General features: G+C 65.7%; 27 protein-coding genes and 1 tRNA gene. 13 read left to right on the plus strand and 15 right to left on the minus strand.

The window, feature by feature from the left end; all coding sequences use genetic code 11:
- The first annotated feature begins 32 nt into the window (after positions 1–32).
- Positions 33–509, plus strand: a complete 477-nt coding sequence (locus FM104_RS07390) for an SIP domain-containing protein (protein WP_087130788.1) — start codon at positions 33–35, stop codon at positions 507–509.
- On the opposite strand, the gene FM104_RS07395 is transcribed toward FM104_RS07390, so the two are convergent.
- The 4 genes from FM104_RS07395 to FM104_RS07410 form a co-directional block, all read right to left on the minus strand.
- Positions 488–952, minus strand: coding sequence for a Fe-S oxidoreductase (locus tag FM104_RS07395; protein ID WP_087130789.1), 465 nt, complete (start codon positions 950–952; stop codon positions 488–490). The genes FM104_RS07390 and FM104_RS07395 overlap by 22 nt on opposite strands.
- Complete coding sequence (locus FM104_RS07400) at positions 949–1749, minus strand: arginase family protein (protein ID WP_087130790.1); 801 nt, start codon at positions 1747–1749, stop codon at positions 949–951. Before FM104_RS07400 ends, FM104_RS07395 begins: the two co-directional genes overlap by 4 nt.
- A 61-nt stretch (positions 1750–1810) precedes the next feature.
- Positions 1811–2551 carry a PspA/IM30 family protein gene (locus tag FM104_RS07405; protein WP_087130791.1) on the minus strand — a complete coding sequence of 247 codons (741 nt, stop codon included), beginning with the start codon at positions 2549–2551 and terminating at the stop codon, positions 1811–1813.
- A gap of 71 nt (positions 2552–2622) precedes the next feature.
- Positions 2623–4650 (minus strand): TPM domain-containing protein, encoded by a 2028-nt coding sequence (locus FM104_RS07410; RefSeq protein WP_087130792.1) that lies wholly within the window; start codon positions 4648–4650, stop codon positions 2623–2625.
- 123 nt (positions 4651–4773) lie between these two features.
- Here FM104_RS07410 and FM104_RS07415 point away from each other — a divergent pair, with 123 nt between their 5' ends.
- The 4 genes from FM104_RS07415 to FM104_RS07430 all read left to right on the plus strand — a co-directional run bounded on the left by FM104_RS07415 (position 4774) and on the right by FM104_RS07430 (position 7387).
- The gene (locus FM104_RS07415; protein WP_087130793.1) at positions 4774–5616 is read left to right on the plus strand and encodes a DUF3097 domain-containing protein; all 843 of its coding nucleotides are present in this window, start codon (positions 4774–4776) and stop codon (positions 5614–5616) included.
- 23 nt (positions 5617–5639) lie between these two features.
- The gene (gene trmB / locus FM104_RS07420; protein WP_087130794.1) at positions 5640–6365 is read left to right on the plus strand and encodes a tRNA (guanosine(46)-N7)-methyltransferase TrmB; all 726 of its coding nucleotides are present in this window, start codon (positions 5640–5642) and stop codon (positions 6363–6365) included.
- Positions 6362–7234 (plus strand): CPBP family intramembrane glutamic endopeptidase, encoded by an 873-nt coding sequence (locus FM104_RS07425; RefSeq protein ID WP_087130795.1) that lies wholly within the window; start codon positions 6362–6364, stop codon positions 7232–7234. Before trmB ends, FM104_RS07425 begins: the two co-directional genes overlap by 4 nt.
- 80 nt (positions 7235–7314) lie before the next feature.
- A tRNA-Arg gene (locus FM104_RS07430) sits at positions 7315–7387 on the plus strand.
- 39 nt (positions 7388–7426) lie between these two features.
- Here FM104_RS07430 and FM104_RS07435 read toward each other — a convergent pair.
- Positions 7427–7948 carry a hypothetical protein gene (locus FM104_RS07435; protein WP_087130796.1) on the minus strand — a complete coding sequence of 174 codons (522 nt, stop codon included), beginning with the start codon at positions 7946–7948 and terminating at the stop codon, positions 7427–7429.
- A gap of 48 nt (positions 7949–7996) precedes the next feature.
- Positions 7997–8539 (minus strand): hypothetical protein, encoded by a 543-nt coding sequence (locus FM104_RS07440; protein WP_143738274.1) that lies wholly within the window; start codon positions 8537–8539, stop codon positions 7997–7999.
- A 143-nt stretch (positions 8540–8682) separates the two neighbouring features.
- On the opposite strand from FM104_RS07440, the gene FM104_RS07445 reads away from it, so the two are divergent.
- Genes FM104_RS07445 through FM104_RS07455 form a run of 3 tightly spaced genes read left to right on the plus strand, consistent with a single transcriptional unit; the run spans position 8683 to position 11460 of the window.
- The gene (locus FM104_RS07445; RefSeq protein ID WP_087130798.1) at positions 8683–10701 is read left to right on the plus strand and encodes a BTAD domain-containing putative transcriptional regulator; all 2019 of its coding nucleotides are present in this window, start codon (positions 8683–8685) and stop codon (positions 10699–10701) included.
- On the plus strand, positions 10698–10913 hold the full coding sequence (locus tag FM104_RS07450) for a hypervirulence associated TUDOR domain-containing protein (RefSeq protein WP_087130799.1): 216 nt from the start codon (positions 10698–10700) through the stop codon (positions 10911–10913). The genes FM104_RS07445 and FM104_RS07450 overlap by 4 nt, the downstream gene beginning before the upstream one ends.
- Before the next feature lie 4 nt (positions 10914–10917).
- Positions 10918–11460, plus strand: a complete 543-nt coding sequence (locus tag FM104_RS07455) for a DUF488 domain-containing protein (protein ID WP_087130800.1) — start codon at positions 10918–10920, stop codon at positions 11458–11460.
- A 6-nt stretch (positions 11461–11466) separates the two neighbouring features.
- On the opposite strand, the gene FM104_RS07460 is transcribed toward FM104_RS07455, so the two are convergent.
- The 6 genes from FM104_RS07460 to FM104_RS07485 all read right to left on the minus strand — a co-directional run bounded on the left by FM104_RS07460 (position 11467) and on the right by FM104_RS07485 (position 17502).
- Positions 11467–12264: an SGNH/GDSL hydrolase family protein gene (locus tag FM104_RS07460; protein ID WP_179206713.1), complete on the minus strand. Its 798-nt coding sequence runs from the start codon at positions 12262–12264 to the stop codon at positions 11467–11469.
- A gap of 121 nt (positions 12265–12385) precedes the next feature.
- A complete protein-coding gene (locus FM104_RS07465; RefSeq protein ID WP_087130801.1) occupies positions 12386–13297 on the minus strand; it encodes a carbohydrate ABC transporter permease in 912 nt (303 codons plus the stop codon).
- Positions 13294–14316, minus strand: coding sequence for a carbohydrate ABC transporter permease (locus FM104_RS07470; RefSeq protein WP_306298514.1), 1023 nt, complete (start codon positions 14314–14316; stop codon positions 13294–13296). Before FM104_RS07470 ends, FM104_RS07465 begins: the two co-directional genes overlap by 4 nt.
- Positions 14313–15737, minus strand: a complete 1425-nt coding sequence (ngcE, locus tag FM104_RS07475; protein ID WP_087130802.1) for an N-acetylglucosamine/diacetylchitobiose ABC transporter substrate-binding protein — start codon at positions 15735–15737, stop codon at positions 14313–14315. Before ngcE ends, FM104_RS07470 begins: the two co-directional genes overlap by 4 nt.
- Before the next feature lie 83 nt (positions 15738–15820).
- Complete coding sequence (locus tag FM104_RS07480; RefSeq protein WP_087130803.1) at positions 15821–16573, minus strand: sugar isomerase domain-containing protein; 753 nt, start codon at positions 16571–16573, stop codon at positions 15821–15823.
- Positions 16570–17502, minus strand: a complete 933-nt coding sequence (locus FM104_RS07485) for a MurR/RpiR family transcriptional regulator (protein WP_179206714.1) — start codon at positions 17500–17502, stop codon at positions 16570–16572. Before FM104_RS07485 ends, FM104_RS07480 begins: the two co-directional genes overlap by 4 nt.
- 112 nt (positions 17503–17614) lie before the next feature.
- Here FM104_RS07485 and FM104_RS07490 point away from each other — a divergent pair, with 112 nt between their 5' ends.
- The 4 genes from FM104_RS07490 to FM104_RS07505 all read left to right on the plus strand — a co-directional run bounded on the left by FM104_RS07490 (position 17615) and on the right by FM104_RS07505 (position 22664).
- Positions 17615–18592, plus strand: coding sequence for an N-acetylglucosamine kinase (locus FM104_RS07490; RefSeq protein ID WP_087130805.1), 978 nt, complete (start codon positions 17615–17617; stop codon positions 18590–18592).
- 59 nt (positions 18593–18651) lie between these two features.
- Positions 18652–20157 carry an HNH endonuclease signature motif containing protein gene (locus FM104_RS07495; protein WP_087130806.1) on the plus strand — a complete coding sequence of 502 codons (1506 nt, stop codon included), beginning with the start codon at positions 18652–18654 and terminating at the stop codon, positions 20155–20157.
- 64 nt (positions 20158–20221) lie between these two features.
- Entirely contained in the window at positions 20222–21889 is a 1668-nt protein-coding gene (argS, locus tag FM104_RS07500) for an arginine--tRNA ligase (RefSeq protein WP_087130807.1), read from the plus strand.
- 1 nt (position 21890) lies between these two features.
- A complete protein-coding gene (locus FM104_RS07505; protein WP_087130808.1) occupies positions 21891–22664 on the plus strand; it encodes an LmeA family phospholipid-binding protein in 774 nt (257 codons plus the stop codon).
- An 8-nt stretch (positions 22665–22672) separates the two neighbouring features.
- Here the strand turns inward: FM104_RS07505 and FM104_RS07510 are convergent, their stop codons facing one another.
- The 3 genes from FM104_RS07510 to FM104_RS07520 are packed head-to-tail and all read right to left on the minus strand — an operon-like array spanning position 22673 to position 24487.
- Positions 22673–22891 (minus strand): DUF1990 family protein, encoded by a 219-nt coding sequence (locus tag FM104_RS07510; protein ID WP_087130809.1) that lies wholly within the window; start codon positions 22889–22891, stop codon positions 22673–22675.
- Positions 22892–22950: 59 nt separating this feature from the next.
- The gene (locus tag FM104_RS07515; RefSeq protein ID WP_087130810.1) at positions 22951–23424 is read right to left on the minus strand and encodes a hypothetical protein; all 474 of its coding nucleotides are present in this window, start codon (positions 23422–23424) and stop codon (positions 22951–22953) included.
- A 13-nt stretch (positions 23425–23437) separates the two neighbouring features.
- Complete coding sequence (locus tag FM104_RS07520; RefSeq protein ID WP_087130811.1) at positions 23438–24487, minus strand: YihY/virulence factor BrkB family protein; 1050 nt, start codon at positions 24485–24487, stop codon at positions 23438–23440.
- A gap of 122 nt (positions 24488–24609) precedes the next feature.
- Between FM104_RS07520 and lysA the strand changes: the two genes are divergently transcribed.
- Positions 24610–26001: a diaminopimelate decarboxylase gene (lysA, locus tag FM104_RS07525; protein ID WP_179206715.1), complete on the plus strand. Its 1392-nt coding sequence runs from the start codon at positions 24610–24612 to the stop codon at positions 25999–26001.
- Positions 26002–26040 lie beyond the last annotated feature (39 nt).

Genomic DNA, 26040 nt, shown 5'->3' on the forward strand with positions numbered 1-26040 from the left:
ATGCCTTCATCGGGTGTTATGATTGCTTCATCATGACCACCGTCGAAACCGTCGCTCGCGCACGCGCCGCACGCAGGGCATCGCGTCGCCCCCAGGTGCAGCACCTGATCACGGCAGACGAGAACTCGCTCGCAGAGCTTGAGGTTCTCCTCGCAACGCTGCCGCTGTGCGCCGTCGGACGTGTGTTCATCGAGGTCGCGGACAGCGACGACGTCAGTGCTGTCACGGCTCCGCCGCGGATGACTGTGACGTGGCTGCCACGGGCACGTCGCTCCGGTGCCTTCGGCAGTGTGCGCAAGTGCGGAATGGGTGCGGCGCTGACGCGCGCGGCCGTCGCATGGGCCGACGAAATGCTCTGCGATGAGAGCGACAGTGCGCTGGCAACAGAGGTGACGCTTCTCGGCGGCTACCTCAGCACGGCCGACATCATCGATCATCTCACCGAACGCCACGGCATCGACGTCGCGGCGATTCACGCACCCGAGCGCTACGGACTCTCCGTCCGCTGACGAGCGCGCGGAAGACGCCGCACATAGCCGCCGTCCTCCAACCCGGCTTCGATCTCGAAGCGGTTGCGCAGTGCGTCTCGCCCTGCGAAGAGGTACAGTACCGGCATCAGAAACCCGTAGCGCAGCCACTGCTGCTTGTGCACAGCCTCATGGCGCAGCACAGCCTCCGTCGGCGCACGGTCGCCGGTGAGGTAGCATCCGCCGACGCAGACGCCGCCTCGCGCGAACGCCCACTCCGGCAGGCCGCGGAAGACCCAGAGTCCGTTGCGACGTTCGACCGGCCCTGTGCTCCAGATCGAGCCCCATAGCCAGCCGACGGCGGTGCCCCACCAGTAGCCGACGCGACTGATCGGAGATCGCAGCAGGAATGCGGGGATGCGACGGTCGAAGCGCCGGCCATCTGCGAGTGCGCGTTCGGCGTCGACCTGCCAGCCGCCATTCACGCGACGGCGCCGATCAGACGAAGGATCGACCCGAGGTCCTGCACGGCAGCATCCGCGCTGCGGGGGGCGAAACCGGCGATGGTCGCACCCGCCAGCGGCAGATCTTCGCGCACCCGTTTGATCACAGCGATGAGGTCGGCGGCACTCATGCCGAAAGGTGCCGGTTCAGAGACCCCGACGAAGTCGGCCGGGTCGAGCACGTCGACGTCGATGTGCACCCAGACGCGTGACGCGCCGGTGGCGCGGATCGCGGCGGCGACGGCAGCCGGATCGAGGGCGTCGTCAACCGAGAGGCTCGTGAGTCGGTCGAGTTCGGGCTGCTCCGCATCGTCGATGCTGCGTGCGCCGAGCGTGATCACGCGCTCGCGCGCGATCCCTGGTGCCAGCGCCAGTTGCGCCTCGCCTTCGCCGAGGATGGCACGCAGCGCCATGCCGGAGAACGCTCCCGACGGTGATGACGACGGATCGTGCAGGTCAGGGTGCGCATCGCACCACAGCACGGCGACGTCGGTGGTATCGAGCGCTGACAGAGCGGCGGCACTCACACTGCAGTCGCCGCCGATCACGACCGTCGGCTCATCCGCTCCGGCCTCGTGCACCAATTCGCGTACGCGCAGCAGCGAACTCAGTCGGCGCACGCCCGTTGTCAGAGATTCGCCCGCCTCCAGCGGCACATCGAGGGTGACCGTGTCTTTGCGCGGCAGATCACCGGCGATGGCGTTCGCGCCGTCGACGAGCAGCATGGCACGCGGGGCGGGAGAGCCCTGCCATTGCGGAACGATGAGGAATCTGGTCATTGGATTCTCCGGGGGAGAAGTCGAGAGTGGATGCTGCAGATGCAGCATCCACTCTCTCGGCTCAGTCTGACTCGAGAGCAGCCTGCGGTGTGACGCCGGACTTGAGCTCGGCGAGGCGTGCTTCGACCTCGGTCAGCTCGCCGAGGTCTTCGAGGCTCTCGAACTGTGCGTCGAGCGAGGAGGCCGCGATCTCGGCCTTGCCCTGCGCGAGCGCCTCTTGGCGGCGGATCTTGTCTTCGAAGCGGCCCAGGTCGCTGGTCGGGTCGAGAACGTTGATCGAGCCGATGGCATCCTGCACCTTGGTCTGCGCTTCGGCGACCTTGGCACGGGCGAGCAGTTCGCTGCGCTTGGTCTTCAGCTCGCCGAGCTTCTCCTTCATGCCGTTCAGGCCGCTCTTGAGCTTGTCGACGATCTCGGTCTGCGAAGAGATCTGCGGCTCGGCCGACCTCGCCTCGCGCTCGGCGCTGATCTGACGCTGAAGGGCGATCTTGGCGAGGCTGTCGAACTTGTCGGCATCCGCACTGCTGCCGGCCCCGCGCAGCTCGTCCGCCTTGCGGCTCGCCGCGAGTGCCTTGTTGCCCCACTCGGTCGCCGCCTGGACGTCTTCTTCGTGGTCGCGCTCGAGCAGGCGCAGATTGCCGATGGTCTCGGCGATCGCCGATTCGGCGTCTGCGATGTTGTTCGTGTAATCGCGGACGAGCTGGTCGATCATCTTCTGCGGATCCTCGGCGGAGTCGAGAAGCGAGTTGATGTTCGCGCGGACGAGCGTGGAGATGCGCCCGAAGATGGACTGCTTGGCCATAGGTTGTTCCTTTCAGAGGGACGGAATCGTGTCACTGATAGTCGGTCAGGTGAGGTCGGTCATCGGGGGCGTCAGAAGCGACCACCTCCGGAACGGCCGCTGCGGCCGCTGGAACGACTTATCGATCGGCTCCCGCCGCCGAAGCCGGAACTGCGGAAACCGCTGCTGCCGCTGGAACGCCAGCTGCTGCCGCCTCTGCGGGACGTGCCGCCGCTGGCGAGGAGCCCGCCGATGAACCCGCCGAGGATATCGCCGGCGATGCTGGAGCCGCCGCCCGATCCACCGCGGTAAGGGTCGCCCCACATGCCGCTCTGCGAAGAATAGGCCGCGACATCGCTGTGCGCATACGACGAGGCCTGTCGCGCGAAGTCGAGCGCCCGAGTAGCTGCGACGAGCGCCGCCTTCGGGTCGGTCGCGCGCAGGCTCAGAGCCTGGTTGAGCGAAGCCTCGGCCTGTGAGATGCGGGTGCGTGCTGTGGAGCCGACGGATCCGCGCCGCGTCTGAATGAATTCGTGCGCGGCTCGCACCTCGGAATTGGCCTGTCCGAGCGTCTGCTCAAGCAGCTGCTGCTGTCGTCGAGCCTGCACGACGACTTCCTGACCTTGTGCGATTGCCGCGTCGATCTGGGTGTTCACCGCCGACAGTGCCTCAAGAGCACGGCGCGGGCTGCGCGCGTTTCCGGTGAGATCAGCCTGCGCGAGCGTCAACTGCTGCTGCACGGCCGCGACGGCGGCTGCCAGAGTCCCTGCAGCGTCGGGAAGGGTGCTGGCTGTCGAGATATCGCCCTGCAGGTCGGCGATCAGCGCCTGGGCCTGGGTCTCAAGGGCTGTGAGCTCGCCGCCGAGGGTGGTCACCGCCTGGCAGAGCTGCGCTGCCTGCGCGATCGACTGCTCAGCCGTGCGAATGGCGAACGCGGCCTCACCGGTTTCGCCGGCGGCGATGGCCTTCGCGGCGGCATCGATAGAGCGGTCGGCGAGCACCGCGCGCTCTCGTGCCTCGCGGGCATTGTCGGCGACCGTGTCGAGCGCTGCTGCATCGTATTCAGCGGCCAGCGCATCCATGGCTGGTGCGACGGCCGCGAGCGGGGAATCGAGCGCCGCACGCTCACCGCGCACGCGTTCGAGTTCTTGCGGCGCGTTCTGCTGGAGCGACCGTAATTCGTCGAACGCCTCGGTGTTGTCATCGAGCACGTCGTCGATCTCATCGCAGAGTTCGATGATGCGGATGTGCCAGGCTCGGCGATCATAGATCGTGTCTTCGATCTCATCGTCGAGCTTCTGCTTGAGATCGAACGCCTCGGACATCTTCGCCTTGGCCGTCTCGATCACCTGGGAGAAGCCGTCGGTGGCCTGATCACCGAACTGGGCGATCGCGAAGCCGAGTTCTTCACGGCTGGAGGTGATCGCATCATCGGCCTGCACCAGAGCGGAGCCGGCCTGGGTCTCGACCTGGTCGTCGGTGAGCGTGGAGAACGGATCATTCGGGTCGGGTGTCTCGGGCATGGCGCCCCGTGCACGGATGGCGGCTTCGCGGCGACGCTTCGCAACGAGTTTCACTGTCATCCAGATCAGCAGCGCGACGACGACGATGGCGGCGATCACGAGCATGATGCGGATGAAGCCCGCACCACCATCGCCCTGGATTTCGTCAGCGGCGAGTACGATCGCGCCGTCCCAGTCGCTCTGAGCGAGCAGCGGCTGGATCTTGTTCTCGATGGAGTCGAGTTGACTGTCACTGATCGGACCGCCGACCCCGGAGGAGATGTAGAACGCGCGCTGATCGACCGCCACGGCGAGCAGATACTGGCTGGTGCCGAGATTGTTGTTCTCGGCCGCGGTGTTCGCCCACTGGATGCGGTCGGACGGAGACGTGAAGGCATCGACGAAGACGACGAAAAGACTGGCGGAGGAGTTCTCGGCGAGCTCTTGCAGACGCGATTCGAGCGCCTGCTTCTCGGAAGCGGACAGCACGCTGGCCGTATCCGTCACATAGCCCGGGTCAAGCTGGACCGGGTCTGTGGCCGAGGCGGCGGATGCTGTGAAGCCTCCGATCACCACAGCCAGCAGCAGTGCGGCAAGCGTCAGCCACCGATTCCTCATAGTGCGCTCCCTCCGACCGACAGCCGTGCCCCCATCGCAACGAGTCTATGCAAGACCCCCGACACGCAACAGCATCCGAGCCATCTTCGTTCGCCGTCAGCGCAGGAGCATACGCTGGAAGGCATGGACGACCGATATGGCACCGACGTGCTCTCCGACGGATGGCGACAGCGCGGATCCGTGCAGGCGGCCGAGGTTTCGGCCGAGAAGGATCTCGTGATCGAAGTCGCCGACGACGGCTTCTGCGGCGCCATCACCCGCGTCGAGGCCGGCATGGTGGAACTCGAGGACTGGAAGGGCCGGCGGCGCAGCTTCCCGCTCGGCGGTGGCTTCCTGCTCGAGGGGAAACCCGTGCGGCTTGCGGTTCCCGCAGCGAAGCGGAGTGGGCCGCGCCGGACGGCATCCGGATCGTACGCCGCAGTCGATGACCGTGCGCGCGTCGCGTTGCCCAGCCGCATCCTCGTCGAAGGCAGACACGACGCCGAGCTCGTCGAGAAGGTCTGGGGAGCAGACCTGCGCGTGGAAGGCGTCGTCGTCGAGTACCTGCAGGGTCTCGACCTGCTCGACGAGTTGCTGACTGCAGAGCCGCCCTCATCGACCAGACGCTACGGCGTACTCGTGGATCACCTCGTGCCCGGCTCGAAGGAGACGCGCATCGTCGATCAGATCATGCGCGGTCCGCACGGGGCGCATCTCAAGATCGTCGGACACCCGTACATCGACGTCTGGCAGTGCGTGACGCCGGCGGCACTCGGCATCCGGGACTGGCCGCAGATCCCGCGCGGAACCGATTGGAAGACGGGCATCTGCCGAGCATTCGGCTGGCCGGCTGAGGATCAGACCGACATCGCGCACGCGTGGAAGCGGATCCTCTCGAAGGTGACCACCTTTCGAGACCTCGAGCCATCGCTGCTGGGCCGCGTCGAAGAGCTCATCGACTTCGTGACCGAACCGGCGGCGCGCTGACCGTCGCCCGGTACTCTGGAGGAATGCCAGAACCACGCATCTTCCGCGATGAGCCGGTCTCTTTCGTCCGCCGCAGCGGGCGCATGTCCGACGGACAGGAGCGGGCGTTCGCAGAACACGCGGAGTTCTATCTGCTCGACGTCGAGCGCGGGGTCGCGACGACGTCGGTGCACGCGGATGCACGGCTCGACGTGGCATCCGCCTACGGGCGCTCGGCGCCGCTGATCGTGGAGATCGGGTCCGGCCAGGGGCACGCGATCATCTCCGCGGCATCCGCACGTCCTGACGACGACTTCCTCGCGGTCGAGGTCTTCCGCGCGGGCCTCGCCCGCACGATGCTCGATGCCGACAACGCCGGCGTGCGCAATCTTCGTCTGATCGAGGCGAATGCGCCCGAGGTTCTCGACCCGTACCTGCCGGAAGGCTCGGTGTCGGAGATCTGGATCTTCTTCTCCGACCCGTGGCACAAGAACCGTCACACGAAGCGTCGGCTCGTGCGCACCGGCTTTGCAGAGATCGCCGCCCGTGCTCTGGCCGACGGTGGCGTCGTGCGTCTGGCGACCGATTGGGAGGACTACGCACGGCAGATGCGCGAAGTCTTCGATGAGGCTCCCGACTTCGAGCGTGCGTTCGACGGAGATTGGGCCGATCGTTTCGAAGGCCGCGTGATGACCGCCTTCGAACGCAAGGGGATCGCGAAGGGTCGCGCGATTCGAGACCTCAGCTACCGTCGCTCCCCGCGGACGTGACGCCTCTCGCCTGGCGCAGCATCCCGCCCGCGCTGCTGGTCTGCGCTGCAGCTCCCGCGTTCTTCGTGCTGGGCTGGACCTGGGTCGGCTGGGTGCTGCTGGCGGCAGGTGTCGGGACGGCCGCGCTGATCGAACGCGGTCAGCCCGCGATGGTCGCGGTATCGTTCGGCCACCGGGCCGATAGAGGCATGAAGCTCGGCGAGAAGCGCCGGCCGTCGCTCACCCGGGATCTTGCGCTCATCGGCATCGGGATGCTGATCGTGCACGCGATCCCGCTGGCAGCCGAGCTCGACAACCTCGCCATGCTGCGGTTCACGCTCGCCCTCGGTGGTGCCGTGCTCGTGCCGTACGTCGTCTCGCGTTTCCTGTTCCGCGATCGCGCGATCTCGTTTCCCTGGCGCACCGGTCGACGCTGGACGCTGTGGCAGTGGGGCTGGCTGGTGACCGTGCTGGTGCTCGGATGGCTGATTCTGCCGTTCTACTTCATCACCAGCGGTGTCTACCTGAATTGGCCGGTGGTAGACGACTCCGATCTGATCGCGCGGCTCTTCGTGGGTGTCGGTGCGGTGGGCATCTGGGATGAACTGTTCTTCATCTGCACGGTCTTCGCGCTGTTGCGTCGGCACATGCCGACCTTGCCCGCGAACCTGCTGCAGATGGTGGTGTTCGTGTCATTCCTGTGGGAGCTCGGCTACCGTGCCTGGGGCCCGGTGCTGACGATCCCGTTCGCGCTGCTGCAGGGGTACATCTTCGTGCGGACGCACTCGCTCGCGTATGTGGTCACCGTGCATCTGCTGTTCGATGCGGTGGTGTTCGCCGTGCTCGTGCACGCGCACAATCCCGGGATGATGTCGCTGTTCCTGGTCTGAGATGGATCCTCACCCGACGGCTCTGAGGGCGGTGCCATTGCGCGGGAGCCGCGGCTGCAACTGATAGCCTTGATCGGTACGCCTCCGTAGCTCAGTGGATAGAGCGCCGGTTTCCGGTACCGTAGGTCGCAGGTTCGACTCCTGTCGGGGGCACGGAAAGAAAAGACCGCCTGAGGGCGGTCTTTTCTGTTCCTAAGCCTTCCTCAGGTTTATCGACACGCTCTGCGTGCCTTCGGCATCCGTATCGAAATCGAGGGTGCCGGAATACCGCACGCCATTGACATCTCCCTTGGCGATGAAGGCTGCTTGATTGACCTGTTCGGCGAGGGGGTTCGGGTGTATCTCGAAACCAGCCTGCTGCAGCAGCTGCTTGTACTCCTCCGCGGCGGAGGCGGCGTCGCCGGGGTAGACGAAGGAGCCGGCCATTCCCATCTCCTTGCCGATCTTCTCTTCCGTGAACGGCCAGTTCTCTGCCCAGTCCTCCGGCACGGGGAAAGGGAACTCGGCGCTGGCGGGACGTGCGCCAGGCGGCATGACCGAGGCCTTGCCCTCGGGGGCGGCGGCGGGCTCGTCACCATCCTTGGGATCGGCATCGGTTGAGCTCTGGGTTGTGGGCGCTTCCTTCGGCGGGGAAGCGGGGCTCTCGGCCGCGCACGCGGTGAGGCCGGTCGTGCCGAGCAGAAGTGCCGCGAGTACGGCGACGGTACGGTTCATGATCTCTCTCAGATGTCTAGGAGGGGAAAGAATGGTGGATGCTGCCGTTCAGCGGCATGTGATGCGCACCGTGCCCTGGCCGAGGTCGGTGCCCTGGGCATCCCAACTGGCCGCGGTGACGACATAGTCATCGCCGTCGTTGTCAACGCTGATAGCGCCACCGGTGGAATCGCCGATCGATAGGAAGTCGCCGGTGGAGTCGAAGGGCTGATCCGTGCCGATGTCGATGCGGAACTCACCGCGCGGGGTGGAGTCCATCTCCATCAACCCTCCGTCGAAGTAGCTCGGCACGTCCGAGCCGGCTTCGCCACCGGGCCCTGAGACTTCAATTTCGCTGTCCTGGTATCGAGCACAGCTTTTGATCGTGAACGTGAACTCCCGACCATCGACAGATACCTGCACCGATCCAGCATCCGCTGCGGGCTGCTGCTCGTCCTGGCTGGCAGCGGGCGCTCCGGCGGTATCCGGCGCAGGATTGTGCGGGGCCTCGAGCGCATTGGCACAACCCGTCAGCATCAATGCCGTGGCGAGCGCGAATGCCCATGTGGTGACGTGCACGCCAGCGCGTCGGTTCAAGCGTCTTTGTGTCACGTCGGTTCCTCATGTTCGGTTGTGAAAAGCTGTTCCGCTGCGCTGAGGCATCGACAAGGCTTCCCCCTGGTACTCCGATCACCATATGAGGGTGTTTCTAAAGGCTTCTTAGCGCCGACGTTAAGCACAGCTATGGTGTTGCTATGCCCTCGACGACGCGGTTCGTGCTCCACTACTCCGGCCAGGATGCCAGCGAGCAGGTGCGTCGTGTGCCAGAGATCCTCGAACGTGTGGAGGCAACAGCGCACCCCGTGCGGACCCGGCTGCAGACGATTCTCGCCTCGGCGCATATCTTCACCGACATCACCGCGGCTGAGAGGGCTGCGGAGCACGCTCAGCGCGAAGCAGCGAGCGCCGGTGACGAAGTCTCGCGAGCCTGGGCGCTGATCGCATCGAGCATCGTGGATGTCTCGCCGGACGGCGTACAGCGGCGGCTAGTGGAAACCAGGGAAGCCCTGCGGATCGCACAGGTCAGCGGTGAACTCGAGTTCGTGCCGACGGCCTACTTCCTGCACCTGAGTGCGCTCGCCGAGTTGGGGCGGATCGCCGAGCTCGACCATGCTCTCAGCACGAGCGGCCAGCTGCTCTCCGCATTCCCCTGGCTCGAGCAGGAACGGCACGTCACCTGGTTCCGGTGTTTGCGCGCGACCATCGACGGACAGGCGGATCGAGCGGAGAAGATCGCTGATCAGGGTCTGGGCCTCGCGCTGCAGGGAGGTGATCCCGACGCGAAGAGCGTGTGGGTCGGACAGCTCGCGATCATCCGCTGGATGCAGGGGCGCGTCGTCGAGCTGGAGCCGGCATTCCTGCATGCGAGACAGGTCGCACCCCATGAGCCGGTGTGGGCTGTTTCACTCGCCTGGATGTGGCTTCGCCAAGGCCGCAGGAGTGCTGCGCGATCGCTTGTCGCCACCCTCCCGCCTTTCGCAGAGCTTCCGCTGGACCGCAACTGGCTGTCCACCGCGTGCATCCTCGCCGTCGCAGCCGCTGAGCTGGGTGAGACTGCGATCGCCGCCGAAGTCGGTGCGGCACTGCAGCCATTCGAAGACCGACTCGTCACGATCGGGCTCGGCGTCACGTGCTGGGGCACGGTATCGCGACCGCTGGCGCTGGTCGCGCAGGCCACGGGCGACGTCGACGGGGCGATCGGACACTACCGTCGCGCGATCGATGTGACAGCGCGGATCGGTGCCCATCCGTGGCTTGCCGAGGCGCAGGTCGAACTGGCCGCGATCCTCGCCGATCGGCGAGATCCTGCCGGGAGACACGAAGCATCCGACCTCGCTCGGGAAGCGATGGCAACCGCGGGTGCGCTGGGCCTGCACAGTATCGAGCGCGCAGCCGCGGGGCTCGTCGATTCGCTGAGCAGCCCGCATTCTGCGCCGGTGGCTGCGGATGAGCAGCCGACTGTCACCGCCGCGCCCAAGATCGAAGTGCTCGGCACTTTCGAGGTCACCGCGCACGATGGCACCGTCGCCCGCTGGCAGTCGCGCAAGGCCCGGCAGCTGCTGAAGATCCTCGTCGCGCGTCGCGGGGTCGCGATCGGGCGCGACACCCTGATGCACCTGCTCTGGCCCGATGAAGCACCGCAGCAGGTGGCGAACAGATTCTCGGTCGCGGCGACGACGGTGCGCCGAGTGCTGGACCCGCAGCGCGTCTTGCCGAGCGATGCGTTCGTGCAGACGACCGGTTCGACGGTGCGCCTGTGCGTCGAGCGCATCGACATCGACGTCGAGCGGTTCCTCGCCGAGACAGCCGTGGCGCTCAACGGGGCGCCGCTGACCGCGACGGGCGCCGACCGTCTGCGCGAAGCCCTCGACCTGCACCGAGGCGATGCGATGGTCGACGAACCGGAAGAGTCCTGGGCGGAGCAGCTGCGCAGCGAGGTGCACGCCGCGTTCTTCGCGGCAGCGCACACTCTCGCAGAGGCCTCGCAGGAGAGCAATGATGAGCTCACGCGGCTCGAGTGCTATCGGCGTATCCTCGCTATCGATGGCTATGACCAACGCGCGCACGAGGGCCTGATCGATGCGCTCGCAGCGCTGGGTGCCCACGGTCAGGCGAAAGCCGCCCGCAGCACCTATGCAAAGAAGATGGAGGAGCTGAACATCTCCATCGATGCGCTCGATGGTGAGCGCCCCACAGGAAGGAGCGTCGCATGACGAAGCAGTTCAAGGTCGGGGATCACGTCAGCTGGAATTCGGAGGCAGGTCGCGTGCACGGACGCATCACGGCCGTGCACACCGCCGATTTCGACTACAAAGGTCACACGCATCGTGCGAGCAAGACAGACCCGCAGTATGAGATCAAAAGCGACAAGACAGACCACATCGCGGCGCACAAGGGTGACGCGCTGAGGCATCTCAAAGACTGAGCGGATGATTCTCACAGTCGGTCATTCCACGCATCCGTTCGACGACTTCGTCTCACTGCTGGGGGCGGCGGGGGTGGATGCTGTCGTCGACGTGCGGCGGCTGCCGGGTTCGAATCGGTATCCGTGGTTCAACGAAGATGCGCTCTCGGCGTCATTGCCCGACGCAGGCATCTCGTATCAGCGCATCGCTGATCTGGCAGGGCGTCGCAATCGACAGCACACCGTCGATGACGCAGTGAATGGGTTCTGGGAGAACCGAAGCTTTCACAACTACGCCGACTACGCGCTCGGTTCCGAATTCGCCAGCGGTCTCGACGAGCTGCTCGCTCTCGCGGCGGGAGAACACGCGGAACACCACGTGGCCATCATGTGCTCAGAAGCGGTCTGGTGGCGGTGCCATCGCCGCATCATCGCCGACCATCTGCTCGCTCGTGACATGACGGTCGGGCATCTCATGCCCGATGGCCGCGTCACGCCGGCAGAGCTGACCCGTGGAGCGGTCGTCGCATCGGGCGGGGTCGAATACCCGGCCGAGCAGGCGGGGTAGCGGCGACTATTTCGCCGGGTCGAGTCGAGTGCCGTCGGCGGCTGTCACCGGGGCATCGCTGAACTGCTGCAGAGCATCGGAGACCTTCTCGGCGAGAAAGCGATGCCCGGCATCTGTCGGGTGCTTTCGTCCGGCGCCGACGTCGATCACGTCGAGGTAGTTCGCCTCCGTGATCCAGCGGTCCTGCACGGGGGAGATGTACCACCAGCCCCGGGATGCGGCCAAAGTGGCCAGGTCGCGGTCGATGCGCGCGGTCGTGGCGCCGACGGGCAGCTCGTGCGGTGCGGGGCCCATCACGATGATCGGCGTCTCCGGGAACTTGGTCGTGAGAGCATCCCAGGCGGCGTTCACCGCGGGGACGAACCCGGCAGGATCCTCGCGTCGGTCATTGATGGAGCCTTCGATGATGACAGCATCCGGGTTGATGTCGGCATCCAGTGCGGCGATGCGCTCACCGTAGGTCGGGCCGTCCACTCCCGGCTTCTGGTAACCGCTGCCACGCACGCCGTCTACGACGGTCTCACCCTGGATCAGGTCGGCGAGCAGGTATGCGTATCCGAGCGTCGGCTCCGTCGCGGCCGACCCGTAGGTCCAGGAGTCCCCGAAGACGAGCACGGTCGGATGCTCGCCGAGCGCCAGCGGAATGGGCGCTATGCCCGAGTCGACGGCTGCGGCCACTGGTGCTGTCTCCACCGGCGGCATCCACGGCCGGGTGATGCCGAGAACAGCTCCGGCGACGACTGTCAGCGCGCCCACGACCGCGAGGGCCGCGCGGCGCCGTCGGGTCGGCGGATGCAGGGTCATGAGGCGAGTGTAGGGGAATGATCGTGCGGGAGGAACTCGGCCGCGTGTGCCCGGCCGGCGCGCACCGGATCGCCCGTCCGGCGCGGGATGCGGGGAGGGGCGATCCATCAGTGCTGAGCCATCACTTCGATGTGCCCTGCGACACCGATCCCTGCAACTGGCGCTGGAAGAGGATGTACACGATGAGCACGGGGATGATCGTGATCATCACGGCGGCGAACATCTGACCGAAGTCGAGTGCGTAGCCTGCGGAGGATGCGTATGCAGCCATACCCTGCGACAGCACATAGTTGTCTTTCTCGGCGTTCAGCGAGATCGGCAGCAGGAACTGGTTCCACAGTCCCAGGAAGTTCATGATGGCCACCGCCGCCATGCCCGGCTTCGCCATGGGCAGCATCACCGTGAAGAACGTGCGCCACTCGCTGGCGCCGTCGACATAGGCGGCCTCTTGGATCTCATACGGGAGGGACTTGAAGAACGAGAACAGGAAGAACACCGTGAACGGCAGCGCGAAGGCGACGTACGTGATGATCAGACCCGGCAGCGTGTTCAGCAGGTTCATTCCCTGCAGGATGAAGAACAGCGGAACGATGGCGAGGAACACCGGGAAGGTGAGCCCGGCGAGCATCAGGTAGTAGATCAGCCGACTGCCCGGCAAAGAGAACCGTGCCAGCACGTAGGCGCACATCGCACCGAGCACCATCACCAGCACCAGCGAGACGCCCACGACGATGACCGTGTTCACGAACATCTGTCCGAAGGCGTTGTCGACCCAGGCGCTGACGTAGTTGTCGAAGTTCCACTCGGCGGGCAGGCCGAAGGGCGATGCGAAGATCTCCTTGGTCGTCTTGAACGACCCGATCAGAGTCCACACCATCGGCAGGATGACGACCAGTGACCAGATCGCCATCACAACGTGGGAAGTGCCTCCGACCACCTTGTCGCCGGTGGTCGCCTTCCTCGTGTGCAGCTGTGGATCCTGCCGCTTCGTGCGGCGATCGATGGTGACAGCGGCGCGCGTCTCAGTGCTCATGCGCGTCCTCCTTCATCTTTGCCGCCGATGAGGCGGAACAAGCCGATGATGAGCGCGGCGAACAGCAGGGTCATCACGGCGAGGACGACACCCATAGCGGTAGCGAGGCCGAACTGGCCCTTTTCGAAGGCCGTGCGGAACAGGTACTGGCTCATGACGAGGGTGCTGTTTCCCGGGCCGCCGGTGGAGTTCAGACCAGCCATGTAGACGAACGCGTCCAGGGCCATGATGCCGAGGTAGATGTACGCGGTCTGCACATTGTCGCGGATCTGCGGGAGAACGATCGAAGTCACGGTGCGGAACCGACCGGCACCGTCGATGCGCGCCGCCTCGAGAGTCTCGCCCGGGACGCCCTTGATCGCGGCGATGAACAAAATCATGTAGAACCCGACCATGCTCCAGACGATCACGAAGATCGTCGCGCCCATTGCTGTGCGCTCATCGCCGAGCCAGGCGAATTGGTTGGTATCGATGCCGAACGCGCCCAGGATGCCGTTGAGCAGACCGCTGGGCGTGTAGATCATGCTCCACAGGATCGCGATGACGATGGCGGGGATCACGTACGGGAAGAAGGAGATGACACGGTAGAAGCTGGAGCCTTGAAGCCCTCGCACCTGTCCGTGGCTCGGGCCACCGACGGTGATCATGCTCGCGAACGTCATGGCGATGACGATCGTGACCAGTGGGACGACGAGCGCCAGCACGACGTTGTTCAGCATCGCCTGCTGGAAGGTCGTGTCCTGGAACAGCTTGACGAAGTTCTCGACACCGACGAAATCCATCGTGTCGGAGAAGCCCGTCCAGTTCGTCATCGCGTAATACAGGGCCTGTACGAACGGCGAGATGACGAAGATGACGAAGATCGCCAGCGGCAGCAGGAGGAACACCGCCAGGAACGAGACGTAATCGAAAGTCAGCTTGCGGCCGCCGAGGCGGAGCGGCTTGCGCCGCCCCGCCTGAGCTGCGATGACCGCGGCCGTCTCAAAGCCCGGTCCACCGCTAGGGGTGGAATAGCTCACTTGATCTCGATCTTCTCGATGGAGCTGTCGTTGCGGATCTTGTCGACAAGTGCCTGCAACTGCTTGGTAATCTCAGCGACCGACATCTTGCCGTCCAGGAACGAGTTCCAGATCGGCAGCTGGTCGCTGTTCATGCCGTACAGGTTGGTCGACATGATCGTGAACATGCCGGATCCGGCAGCGGCGATCATCTCCACCTGCGAGACGAGAGCCGTCGAGCCGAAGCCGTCATCCGGAACGATGTCCTTGACGACCGTCGGTGCGAGCTTCTCCTTCGAGAACGCCGTGGCCGCGTCCTTGGAGAGCATCGTGCGCAGCAGCTCCTTGCCGCCGGCGGGGTTCTTGGCCTTCGACGGAACGATGAAGGGCTCGCCGGCCTCTGCGCGCATGAAGCCCGCCGGGGTCGTGGCCTTGTCGTCCAGAGGCATCTCGCGGACGCCCTTCATCTGGAAGTCGTCGGCCGTGGTCTTCTTCATCTCGTTCTCGATCCACGAGCCCGACGGGTACAGCAGCGCCTCCTGGTCGAGGCTCCACTGCGCCTGTGCCTGCGTGAACTGCGTGCCGCCACCACCCGGCTTCATGTAACCGGCCTGGATCAGGTCGTGCAGCTCGGTGAGAATCGCCTGCAGGGTCGGGTGCGACCAGCAGTTCTCCTTGAGGTTCTCCAACGGCAGACGCACGTCGTCACCGGACTGGATGACAGCGGAGTCGATAACGAACGTCTGGTAGTAAGTCGCTGCTTCCTTGCCCCAGAGGAACAGGTACTTGCCCTGCTCCTTCGCCGCGGCGCCCAGCGCCTTGAGGTCCTTCCAGGTCTTCGGCGGCTCCCAGCCGTTCTTCTCGAACAGGCTGCCCGAGTACCAGAGGCCATACGTGGTGAACACGTAGTTGATCGCCGCGAACTTGTCACCGAAGGTGCCAGGTGCCTTCACGCCGTCGAAGAGCGTGTCGGCGATCTTCTTGCCTTCGAGGTTGTCCGAGTCGAGGACATCGCTGAGGTCCTCGAGCTGGTCGAGGATCGTGTTCCAGCCGATCGAGTTCGCACCCGAGTTGTCGATGAGGTCCGGCGGGTTGCCACCGACGAAGCGGGGCTGGAGCTCCTGCGCGATCTTCGTCGACGACGAGACCTTGACGGTGACGCCATCCAGGGCCTTGTTGCCCTGCATGATCGTCGCGGCGTTCTCGACGTAGTCGATGCCGTAGCCGCCGTCGAAGATGACTGCGTCGACCTTCGAGTTCGCTGCGACACCGAACGGGTTGTCAGCAGTCGCGTCGCCCTTCGGCTTGTCGCCGCCGCCGCCTCCGCCGCCCCCGGGCGCTGCGCAGGATGCGAGGGTCATGCCGAACGGCAGCAGCATCGCTGCGGCAGCCGCGCCGCGCAGCAGGTTGCGACGGCTGATGGATGCTTCGTTGAGTTCCATCTCTATACCTTCCGTTGTGATGTGATCGTGTGTCGATTGCGGGCCCGTCTACGAGTTCAGGGCCCCAGGGTGAGCTCAGGAGATCAAGCTCCCCGTCGGATGCGGCCGCGGTAGCGGTCCTCAAGGACGGAGTTGTGGTCATCGCCGCCGGGAATGTTGGCGGAGATGTACATCGGGGGAGTCTCGCCGCGTTCGACGATGGCGCGCGCGACGCCGAGCGTCAGCAGTTGCGCGATGAACGCGGCGGTCATCGACGAGACGGCGCCGGCGCCGATGCCGTCGTCGAACTCGAGAGTCGTGTCTCCATAAGGCGCGAGGTTGTCGATCACCACGTCGGCGACATCGCTGAGACGCTTGCCGCTCGGATGCTTCGGATCGACGCGCGCCGTGTGCTCGAGGCTGGTGATGGCGATCACGGGATGACCGTGTTCCTTCGCCCACAGGGCGGTGCCGACGATCGACCCGTTCACACCGGAGTTCGATGCGATCAGGAAGACATCGCGCGGGCCGACCTCTACCGTCGCCATGAGCTCGTCTACGACCCAGGGCTCGCGCTCCAGCGCGGGGCTGAGCACGTCAATGCCACGATCGCCGTGCAGCACGATATCGCGCAGCGCGAACTTGTTCGTGGGGATGAGCCCACCTGCGCGCCCGGCGATCTCCATGGCGAACGCTTCGGAGTGTCCGGTGCCGAACGACTGCAGCACGCCGCCGTCATCCAGCGCGGCGACCATCAGCGCGATCGCGGCGTCAAGTGCGCCGGCTTCGGCATCCGATGCGAGCCGTTCGAGTCTGCTGGTCGCTTCGTGAAGCAACCCGGTGGGAGTGGGGCTCATCGCGTCTCCTCCAGGATCGGAGTGTTCTTGACAGCCCGCGGCGGTCTGCGGTGAGCGGACACGGCCATTGCGCTGGCGGCGAGCCGGGTCGATGCCTCGGTGAACATCTGCTGCGCGATGAGCAGGTACAGCAGATCCAGCACGAGCAGCTGGGAATGCTTCACCGAGAGGTCATCCGGGCGCAGGTAGCGCGAGGGCTCTGCCGTGGCGAGGGAGACGTCGGCGATGCCCGCGAGCCAGGACTCGGCGTCATGCGTGATCGCCACGGTGAACGCGCCCGTCGCTCCGGCTTGCGAGAGCATCTGCACGGTCTCATCGGTGCGACCGGTGCTGGAGATGCCGATCGCGACTGACGTGCTCTTCTGCATGACGGCGCTTGTCAGCCCCTCGTGCACGTCCGACCACGAGTGCGCATTCACACCGATGCGATACAGGCGACCCTGGAATTCGCGCGCGATGATGCCGCTGCCGCCGACGCCGTAGATGTCGACATGATGGCTGGAAGCGATGGCGTCTGCCACCCGGAGCACCGCGTCGAGGTCGAGGCGGGCCGCGGTGGTCTCCAGGCTCTCCACGTGAAGTGCCACGAGCGTCTGCAGGACCTTGCCCGGTTCGTCCTGTGATCCGAACTCCTGTCCGATGTCGGCCTGCCAGCTTTCGTTCGCGTCACCGCGTCCGATCTCGCTGGCGACGCCGACGCGGAACTGCGTGTAGCCGTCGAAGCCGAGAGCACGGCAGAAGCGCGTGACCGTCGCCGGTGACGTGCCGGCGCGATCTGCGAGTTCGGTGATCGTCAGCTCGACGGGGGCGGCGGGGTGCTCGGTGACGACATCGGCGATCTTGCTCATCGCAGTCGGCATGGCGCGACGGCTGGCGGCGATGCGACGTGCGATCGTCATGCCGTTGCCCATGTCGCTGGTCCGTGGCACCATTGCCTCCAATTCTTCGACCTCCGTTGGACGAATTTGATTCTTCGGGGAATCTCCGTTGAATGAAAACTATTCTCACGCGGCGAAAACGTCAAACAGGACAAGATCACAAATGAGTCACGAACCGCTTCTGGTCGGCATCGATGCCGGTGGGACCTCGACCCGTGCGGTCCTGACGAACCTCGGCGGCGAGTGTCTCGGCTACGGGGTCGGCGGGCGTGGGAATCCGATTTCGGCCGGTCCAGATCGTGCCGCGGATGGAGTCCTCGATGCGATCGACAATGCGCTTCGAGCGTCTGGAAGAGCGATCTCAGATCTCTCCACGGTCGTCGCTGCGATGGCGGGTTCGCGCGCGGCAGGCGGCGATTGGCTGCGAGAACGCCTGGTCGACCGAGGATTCAGAGGAGATCTCAAATTTGAGTCCGACCTTCTCGCGGCGTACTTCAGTGCTGCGGCATCACCGTTCGGTTATGCCCTCGTCTCCGGGACGGGAGCGTGTGTCATCCGCGTGCAGGATGGGTGCATCGCCAAGGCGGGCGACGGGCTGGGGTGGTTGCTCGGCGACCGGGGGAGTGGCTTCTCGATCGGCCAGGCCATCGCTCGTGCCGCGGTGCAGGATCTCGACGGCACGGGGCCCGCAACCGCACTGACGGACAAAGTGCTCGAGCACTGCGGCGTGGAACGGTCGAGGGAGATCCACCAGGGGCGAACGGAAGATTTGGAAGAGCTGATCACCGCGCTGTACGCGCGACCGCCGATCGAGCTCGCGGCGCTGGCTCCGTTCGCCTTCGAGATGTCGGATGCCGTGGCTACCGACATCCTCGCTGCGGCAGGAGAGCACCTCGCAGACACGCTTGCGTCCGTACTCGAGGGGCCGGGGCCGCTCGCCATCGGTGGCGGGGTGCTGGCGCGCACCGGGCCCGTGCGTGACGCATTCCTGGCACGGCTGGGTGGAGCCGTTGAAGGCTTGGAGATACGCGTCGTGCGGGATGGTGCGGTCGGTGCGGCGATGCTCGCGGTTCGCGCCGCCGGCGGCGTCATCGACGATCAATTGCTGGGGCGTTTGACAACGACGGTGGCACGTTTTTGAGGGTCAGCTTCCCTGCAGAGGCTCTTCCTAAATGGGAAAGTATGTTCTAAACTAGGGGCATGCCTGAGGATCTCGAAGTACTCATGGAGCGGCGCATTGCCCTGCTCGATGAGTGGGGAGAGCTGCAGCGTGAGATCGCCGCGATGCAGGCGAAGTCGGCGGCACTGCTCGCGCAGCGCTGGCGGCTGATGGAAGACGAGATCGCGGTTGCGCCGAGGCAGCGAGACGTCATTGAACGGTCGATGATCGCGGAGCATTCGGCGGCCGGCAGGATCTCGAAGGGGTCGATGGAGTATGCGTTCAGCGACGCGCGGATGCTGGAGCAGTGCTTTCCGGCGGTCGTCCTTTTGTTCGAATCAGGACGCATCACGCCTGGGCATGTGCGCGAAGTCATCCGCCCCGCAGAAGTGGTGCGCGATGCGATTGACGAGGGCACAGTGTCGTCTGACACTCTGGCTCTGTACGAAGCCGCCGTGCTCGAGATCGCTGAACGCGATACGGCGATGCGCACGCGGGTGCACGCTGCCGAGGTCGCCGCAGCTCTCGCCGGAGTCACGGTCGTTCAGCGGCAGAAGCGGGCGCGTGGCGAGCGGACTGTGACAGTGCGCTCCGTAGGCGATGGGCTCGCCCTGCTGGAGGCTGTGCTGCCCGAGCATCTCGCGGTGGGGATTCACGACCGGCTCACCACGATGGCTCGCGAACTGGCGAAGCATCCCGACAATCGCGACGTCGTGCTGCCTCCGCTCACGCCGGCCGATGTGGGCTGGGACGTCGAGGCGGGCATGAGCTTCGGCGCCGATACGTTCATCGCTGACCCGTTCGGCGGCGAAGATCCGTTGCTGCCAGATCCCGCTGACGACGACGTGCAGGCGATGCTGGCATCCGACCCGTTCTTCCACGCTGACAGCCCGTGCATCACGCACGTTCCCGCAGACGTTCGCACAATGGATCAGCTGCGTGCTGATCTGCTGACCGATCTGCTGCTGGCATCCGATCCTTCCGCCGCGCACCGCACCGGGCTCGACAACATCACGGCGACCATCCAGGTCACAGTGGCCGCGGCCACCCTGGCTGGTGCGGATGACCTGCCCGTGCAGCTCGACGGCACCGGGCCTTTGCATCCCGACACCGCACGGACGCTCGCGGGAGCGCGTGCCGGCTGGACTCGTCTGTTCCTCGACCCGACCGGATTCGTCACGCAGACCGATACCTATACGCCGAGCGAGCCGATGCGCAGCTATTTGCGCGCACGTGATCAGCACTGCCGGTTTCCCGGATGCCGGCAACCCGTGCATCGGTGCGAGACCGATCACAATCTTGACTATGCGCTGGGCGGTCCCACGGCGATCGACAACCTCGCGCATTTCTGCCGCGGACACCACGTGCTGAAGCATCCGGATATCCCGGATGCGCATCGTTGGACGGCACATCAGCTGCCGGACTGGTCCGTGCGGTGGACGAGTCCCACCGGCCGCGATTATGCCGACCCACCGCCGCGGCGGGTGATGTTCGTGCCGTCGGCAGTATCCATCCGCTCCGAAGCCCCCGTCGACGCGCCGTTCTGACGATTCCGTCGGGCAGCGGTTCGGATGCTGGCGGCGGCTCTGCGAGCCGTAGACTGGATCGTCTATGAACCCTGAAGCCCTCTCCGCAGCAATCCTCGCCGTCGTCACACCGATCGCGGCCGAGCGACGTCCGGACGGCGAACTGGGCCTCACGGCATCTGACATCGTGCTCGATCGCCCTCGCAATCGCGATCACGGTGACTGGGCGACGAACATCGCGATGCGCCTCGCCAAGCAGCTGGGCACGAACCCGCGCGAGCTCGCGCAGCAGATCGCCGGCGAGTTGGCGAAAGTCGATGGCATCGCCAGTGTCGACGTCGCTGGCCCCGGTTTCGTGAACATCCGGCTCGAAGCCGCAGCCGCTGGTGCGTTGGCGAAGACGATCGTCGACGCGGGCCCTGCATACGGCACCAATGACTCGCAGGCGGGCGTTTCTGTGAACGTCGAGTTCGTCTCTGCGAATCCGACGGGGCCGTTGCACATCGCACACACTCGATGGGCGGCACTCGGTGATTCGATCGTGCGTCTGCTGCTCGCGAGCGGCGCGAACGCGGTGCGGGAGTACTACATCAACGATGCCGGGGCGCAGATGGAGCGCTTCGCCTACTCGGTGCTGGCCGCGGCCAAGGGCGAGCCGACTCCCGAGGGCGGTTATCCCGGACAGTACATCGCTGACCTGGCCGCACGCGTGCTGGCCGCTCACCCCGGTCTGCTCGCGCTGGACGACGAGCAGCAGCTCGTCGTCGCGCGCGATCAGGCGTACGAGTACCAGCTCGCCGAGATCAAGGCCTCGCTCGACCGATTCAATGTGCCGTTCGACGTGTGGTTCTCGGAGCGCACGCTGCATGACCTCGGCCCGGACGGCCAGACGAGCCGGATCGACCAGGCGGTTGACCGCCTGCGCGCGCAGGGGCACGTCTTCGACGAGGGTGGCGCCGTCTGGGTGCGCACCACCGACTTCACCGACGACAAGGATCGTGTGATCCGTCGCTCCAACGGCGAGTACACGTACTTCGCTGCCGATGCTGCGTACTACCTCGACAAGGGCGACCGCGGCTTCCAGAACAAGATCTACCTGCTGGGTGCCGACCACCACGGCTACGTCAACCGGCTGAAGGCTGTCGCAGGGGCCGCGGGGGAGGACCCGGAGAAGAACATTCAGGTGCTCATCGGGCAGATGGTCTCGATCAACGGCGCCCGGCTATCGAAGCGCGCGGGAAACATCATCGAGATGGACGACCTGCTCGACTGGCTCGGCACCGATGCGCTCCGCTACTCGCTCGAGCGTTCACCCGCTGACTCGCCGCTCGATCTTGATCCCGAGCTGCTGCAGAAGCGCACCAACGACAATCCGGTCTTCTACGTGCAGTACGCCCACGCTCGCACGCACAACGTGGCCCGCAACGCGGCTGATTCCGGTGTCGACCGCTCGGAGTTCGCCCCGGAGCTACTCACGCATGACGCTGAGGGCGCGCTGCTGGGCGCACTGCAGGAGTTCCCGCGCATCGTCGCATTCGCTGCCGAAGTACGCGAGCCGCACCGTGTCGCCCGCTATCTCGAAGAGCTCGCCGGCCTCTATCACCGTTGGTATGACAACTGCCGAATCATCCCGAGAGGCGACGATCCCATCGAGAGCGTGCACCGGACCCGACTGTGGCTGAACGACGCGACCGGTCAGGTGCTGCGCAACGGGCTGGAGCTGCTCGGCGTCTCGGCGCCCAAGCGGATGTGACATGACCGCCGTCATCGAGGCTCCAACCCGCAGACCGCGAAAGCGCTGGCCGTGGATAGTGGCGATCGTCGTCGTCGTGATCGCGGTGCTGCTCGTCGCTGCCGAGCTGGTAGCCCGCGCCGTGCTGCCGAGTACGGTGCGCTCGCTGGTGATCGAGCAGCTGGAGCTGCCGGCAGATCAGCAGCTCGATGTGACCGCGTCCGGCATCCTGCTGCCGCAGCTCATCACCGGCACCCTCGATGAACTGCAGCTGTCTTCCGACGAGGTGACGATCGGCGGCATCACGGGGTCCGCGGATGTGGTCGCCACTGAAGTGCCCATTCACGGTGGCGCGTTGGGCTCGGCGGAAGGCACGATCACGATCGATCAGTCGCAGTTCGCATCTCTGCTGGATGCAGCTGATCTGCCCATCTCCGAGATCACCCTGCAGGAGCCGAACGTGGTCGCCCAGGGCGGCATCCCCCTGTTCGGGCAGGAGATTCCGCTGGGTCTCACCGTCACCCCCGGCGCGCAGGACGGCGATCTGCTGCTGACCCCGGTATCGGTGACGATCGGCGGCAAAGAGATCGACCTGCAGAACCTCGTCGGGCTTCTCGGCGATGCCGGCAGCGACCTCTCCGGACCGCAGCGGGTGTGCATCGCCGACCGGCTGCCCGCTGGCATCGCACTCACCGGCCTGCGGGTCGAAGGAGCGAAGATCGTCGCCGACATCAGCGCCGACGGTGACATCGCCGTCGACCCGAAGCTCCTCGAGAACGGCACCTGCTCGCGCTGACCCCGCTCTCAATCGAGCGAGCGCAGGTACCGTCGACGAACGATCTGCTGCACGATGCGCAGCAACGGGTACACCGCTCGCCAGGGCTGCTGCGGCGCGGCGCGCGTCAGAGACCGCACGGTGAGACGTACTTCGTCACCGTGCCGGTGCACGACGACCGCCGTCTTCTCCGCGAGGCGATAGCCATGACCATTCCACGCCCATTCACGAAGCTCAGGGGTGGTCACACGTGACCCTTCGCACTCCATCCACGAGCTGGTTCGCGAAGCAGAAGAATGGCACGCTCTCAGCCCTTGGAGAGGAGGTCGACGACATCCTGCGGGTTTTCGTCCGGCGAGAGCGCGATGGTGATCTCGTCGCCACCCAGGGCTTCTTTGACCTCGATGGCGCCGCGTATGTCATCGCCGATCTTGAGAAGCAGGCGTGCATCAGCACCGGCTCGAGCTGCGCGGTCCGTGACCGTGCTGAGCACCGCGGCGCCCTCGGACGTGAACGTGATCTCGACGGCATTGTCCTGCTGACCGCTGACAACGGCTTCTTCCACCGTCGCCTTGTCGAAGCTGGCTGGGTGCAGGACATACTGGCCGTCGACGTCAATGCACTGCGGGTCGGATCCCTCGACGCACGTCTCGGACACTGCCATTTCGATGGTGCCTCCGCCACCCGCTGCGCTTTCTTCTGGGCCCGCCGTGGCGGCACACCCGCCGAGCGACAACGAGACCAAGGCGACCAGAGCGATGTGGCGTGCGCGAAAAGTCATACGTCTCCTCAGTTCAGTGGGGTTTCTTCTGCTCGACGGCCACGGCCTCCTGAGCGTCGCGGAGGGAGGCTGTCGCTGTGCGCACGTCCTTCTCCGCGAGCTGCATGTTCGCCTGCGCCAGCGTCTCCGCGCGGTACTGGGCGGCAACCCGGTCATGCTCCTGTTCCACCGAGACGGCGATGAAGGAACTCGACAGCAGAATGACCTGCGTCGACAGGTTGAGCCAGATCAGCAGCGCCAGCAGCGATGCGAACGACGCGAGCAGCGGGTTGGAAGAGGCGCCTCCCACGAACAACCCCGACAGCTCCTGCAGCACCAGCAGGGCGACGGCACCGAGGGCAGCTCCGCTCCAGAGCGACTTCGCCGACGCGCGGATGCCGGACAGCATTCGGAAGGCCGCCGCGACCAAGACCGCGTTCAACAGCAGGACCACGACGAGAGAGACAACGCGAACAGCCCAGAAGGCGCCCGCAGAGTCGTCTGACAGCCCCACCGCATCCGTGACCCACTGCACGGCGAGCCGGCTTGCGAAAGTGAGACCAGCGGCAGCGAGGAAGGTGACCCCGATGATCAACGCCAGCGTCAGATTGCGAAGGATCACCTTGTACCAGGCGACATCGGCGCTCACGGTTCCGGTGATCGTGCGCATCCCTGTGCGCAGCGAGCCGATCGCGCCGAGCGCGGCGAAGATCAGCCCGACCAGCGAGATGGCACCGGCGATCGACAGGCCGGCGGGAGCCCCGATGCTGTCCAGATCGATGATTCCGTCACCATCCGAAGTCGCGATCAATCCGGGAACCGCCGAGTCGACTGCTGACACCACGGCATCCCACGCGGCACTGTTTCCCGCAAGCCACAATGCGGCGATCGAGAATCCGAGCAGCACGCCTGCGAACACGCTGAACAATGCGCGGTATGTCACCGCATCCGCGAGCACAGGTCCGCGTCGGGCCGAGTAGACCAGCGCCGCACGCACCAGACGCCATTTCAGCAGCCGCCGTATCACGGCCGCGATGGCTCGTGCCGGGAAACCGGGCCGCGCAGAATCCGAAGTGTCTTCCATCTCGTTCACCGTAGTCGCCCGATGAGATATTGACGGGGCGCGTCGCGGCGGTGCCTTAGAATCGTGGGCAACCTCGACGTGCGGCGTTTCCACCCGAGGACCCGTTCCAAGATTGGTGCTCTGTGCAATCCGCTGTCTCCTCTCCTGCGCCAGAATGGCTGGTCGCACCCGACGACGTCAATGATCTGGTGCCGGCTGTCTGGCCGGCGTCGATCGAGCGGGGCGCCGACGGAGAGATGATCATCGGCGGTGTCTCTGCAGATGAGCTGGTGCGCGCTTACGGCACCCCGGTGCAGGTCATCGACGAGGGCGAAGTGCGTCGCCGTGCGAGCACGCTGCGACGTGCCTTCGAATCGGCTGCTGCGGGGCAGGGCACGACTGCCCGCATCTACTACGCGGGCAAGGCGCTGCTGAATACTTCGATCGTCCGCTGGGTGACCAGTGAAGGGTTGAACGTCGACGTCTGCACGGGCGGCGAGCTCGAGGTCGCGCTCGCGGCCGGGGCGGATGCTGCGCAGCTGGGCTTCCACGGCAACAACAAGTCGGTGCTCGAGCTGGAGCGGGCCGTCGAGGCGGGCGTCGGCACCATCGTGATCGACAGTCTTATCGAGATCGAGCGCCTCGCCGCCATCATCGCCCGCACCGATGGTGACCAGCGCGTCATGCTGCGCGTCAACAGCGGCGTGCACGCCGAGACCCATGACTTCCTCGCCACTGCGCACGACGACCAGAAGTTCGGCTTCGCGTTGGGCGATGCCGCCGCAGCCGTCGCTCGAATCCGGGAGATCCCCGGCCTCGTGTTCGTAGGACTGCACTGCCACATCGGTTCGCAGATCTTCGGCGTGGCCGGCTTCCGCGAGTCCGCCTCGCGCGTGCTCGATCTGCACCAGGAGCTTCTCTCCGGCGGCGATGTTCCGCAGCTCAACCTCGGCGGTGGGTTCGGGATCGCTTACACGCGTGCAGATGATCCGACTCCCATTGCTGAGCTCGCTGAGGGGATCGTCTCGGCGGTCGCCGAGGGGTGCGCAGCCCGTGGCATCCATATTCCGGCACTGTCGTTCGAGCCCGGGCGCGCGATCGTCGGCAACGCCGGCGTGACACTGTACGAGGTCGGCACGATCAAGGACGTCACCCTCGAGGCGGGCAGTCGACGCTACGTGAGTGTCGACGGCGGCATGAGCGACAACGCTCGCCCGGCACTCTACGGCGCGCAGTACTCGGCGCGGCTCGCGTCGCGCGAGGGCTCGCCTGATCCGGTGCTGGTGCGCGTAGTCGGCAAGCACTGCGAGTCCGGAGACATCGTCGTCGACCACGAGTACCTGCCTGGCGATACCGCACCAGGCGATCTGCTCGCTGTGCCCGCGACCGGCGCATACTGCGCGCCGCTGTCGAGCAACTACAACCACGTGCCGCGGCCGCCCATCGTCGCCGTGCGCGATGGTGCTTCGCGCGTGATCGTGCGGGGCGAGAGCATGACCGACCTGCTGGCCCGTGATGCGGGCATCGAGCTGTGAGATCACCTGGAGAGAGTGAGCGGATGCGCGCGCTCTCCG

Origin of the sequence: Microbacterium esteraromaticum (assembly GCF_900163815.1) — a bacterium.
Classification (GTDB): Bacteria; Actinomycetota; Actinomycetes; order Actinomycetales; family Microbacteriaceae; genus Microbacterium; species Microbacterium esteraromaticum_B.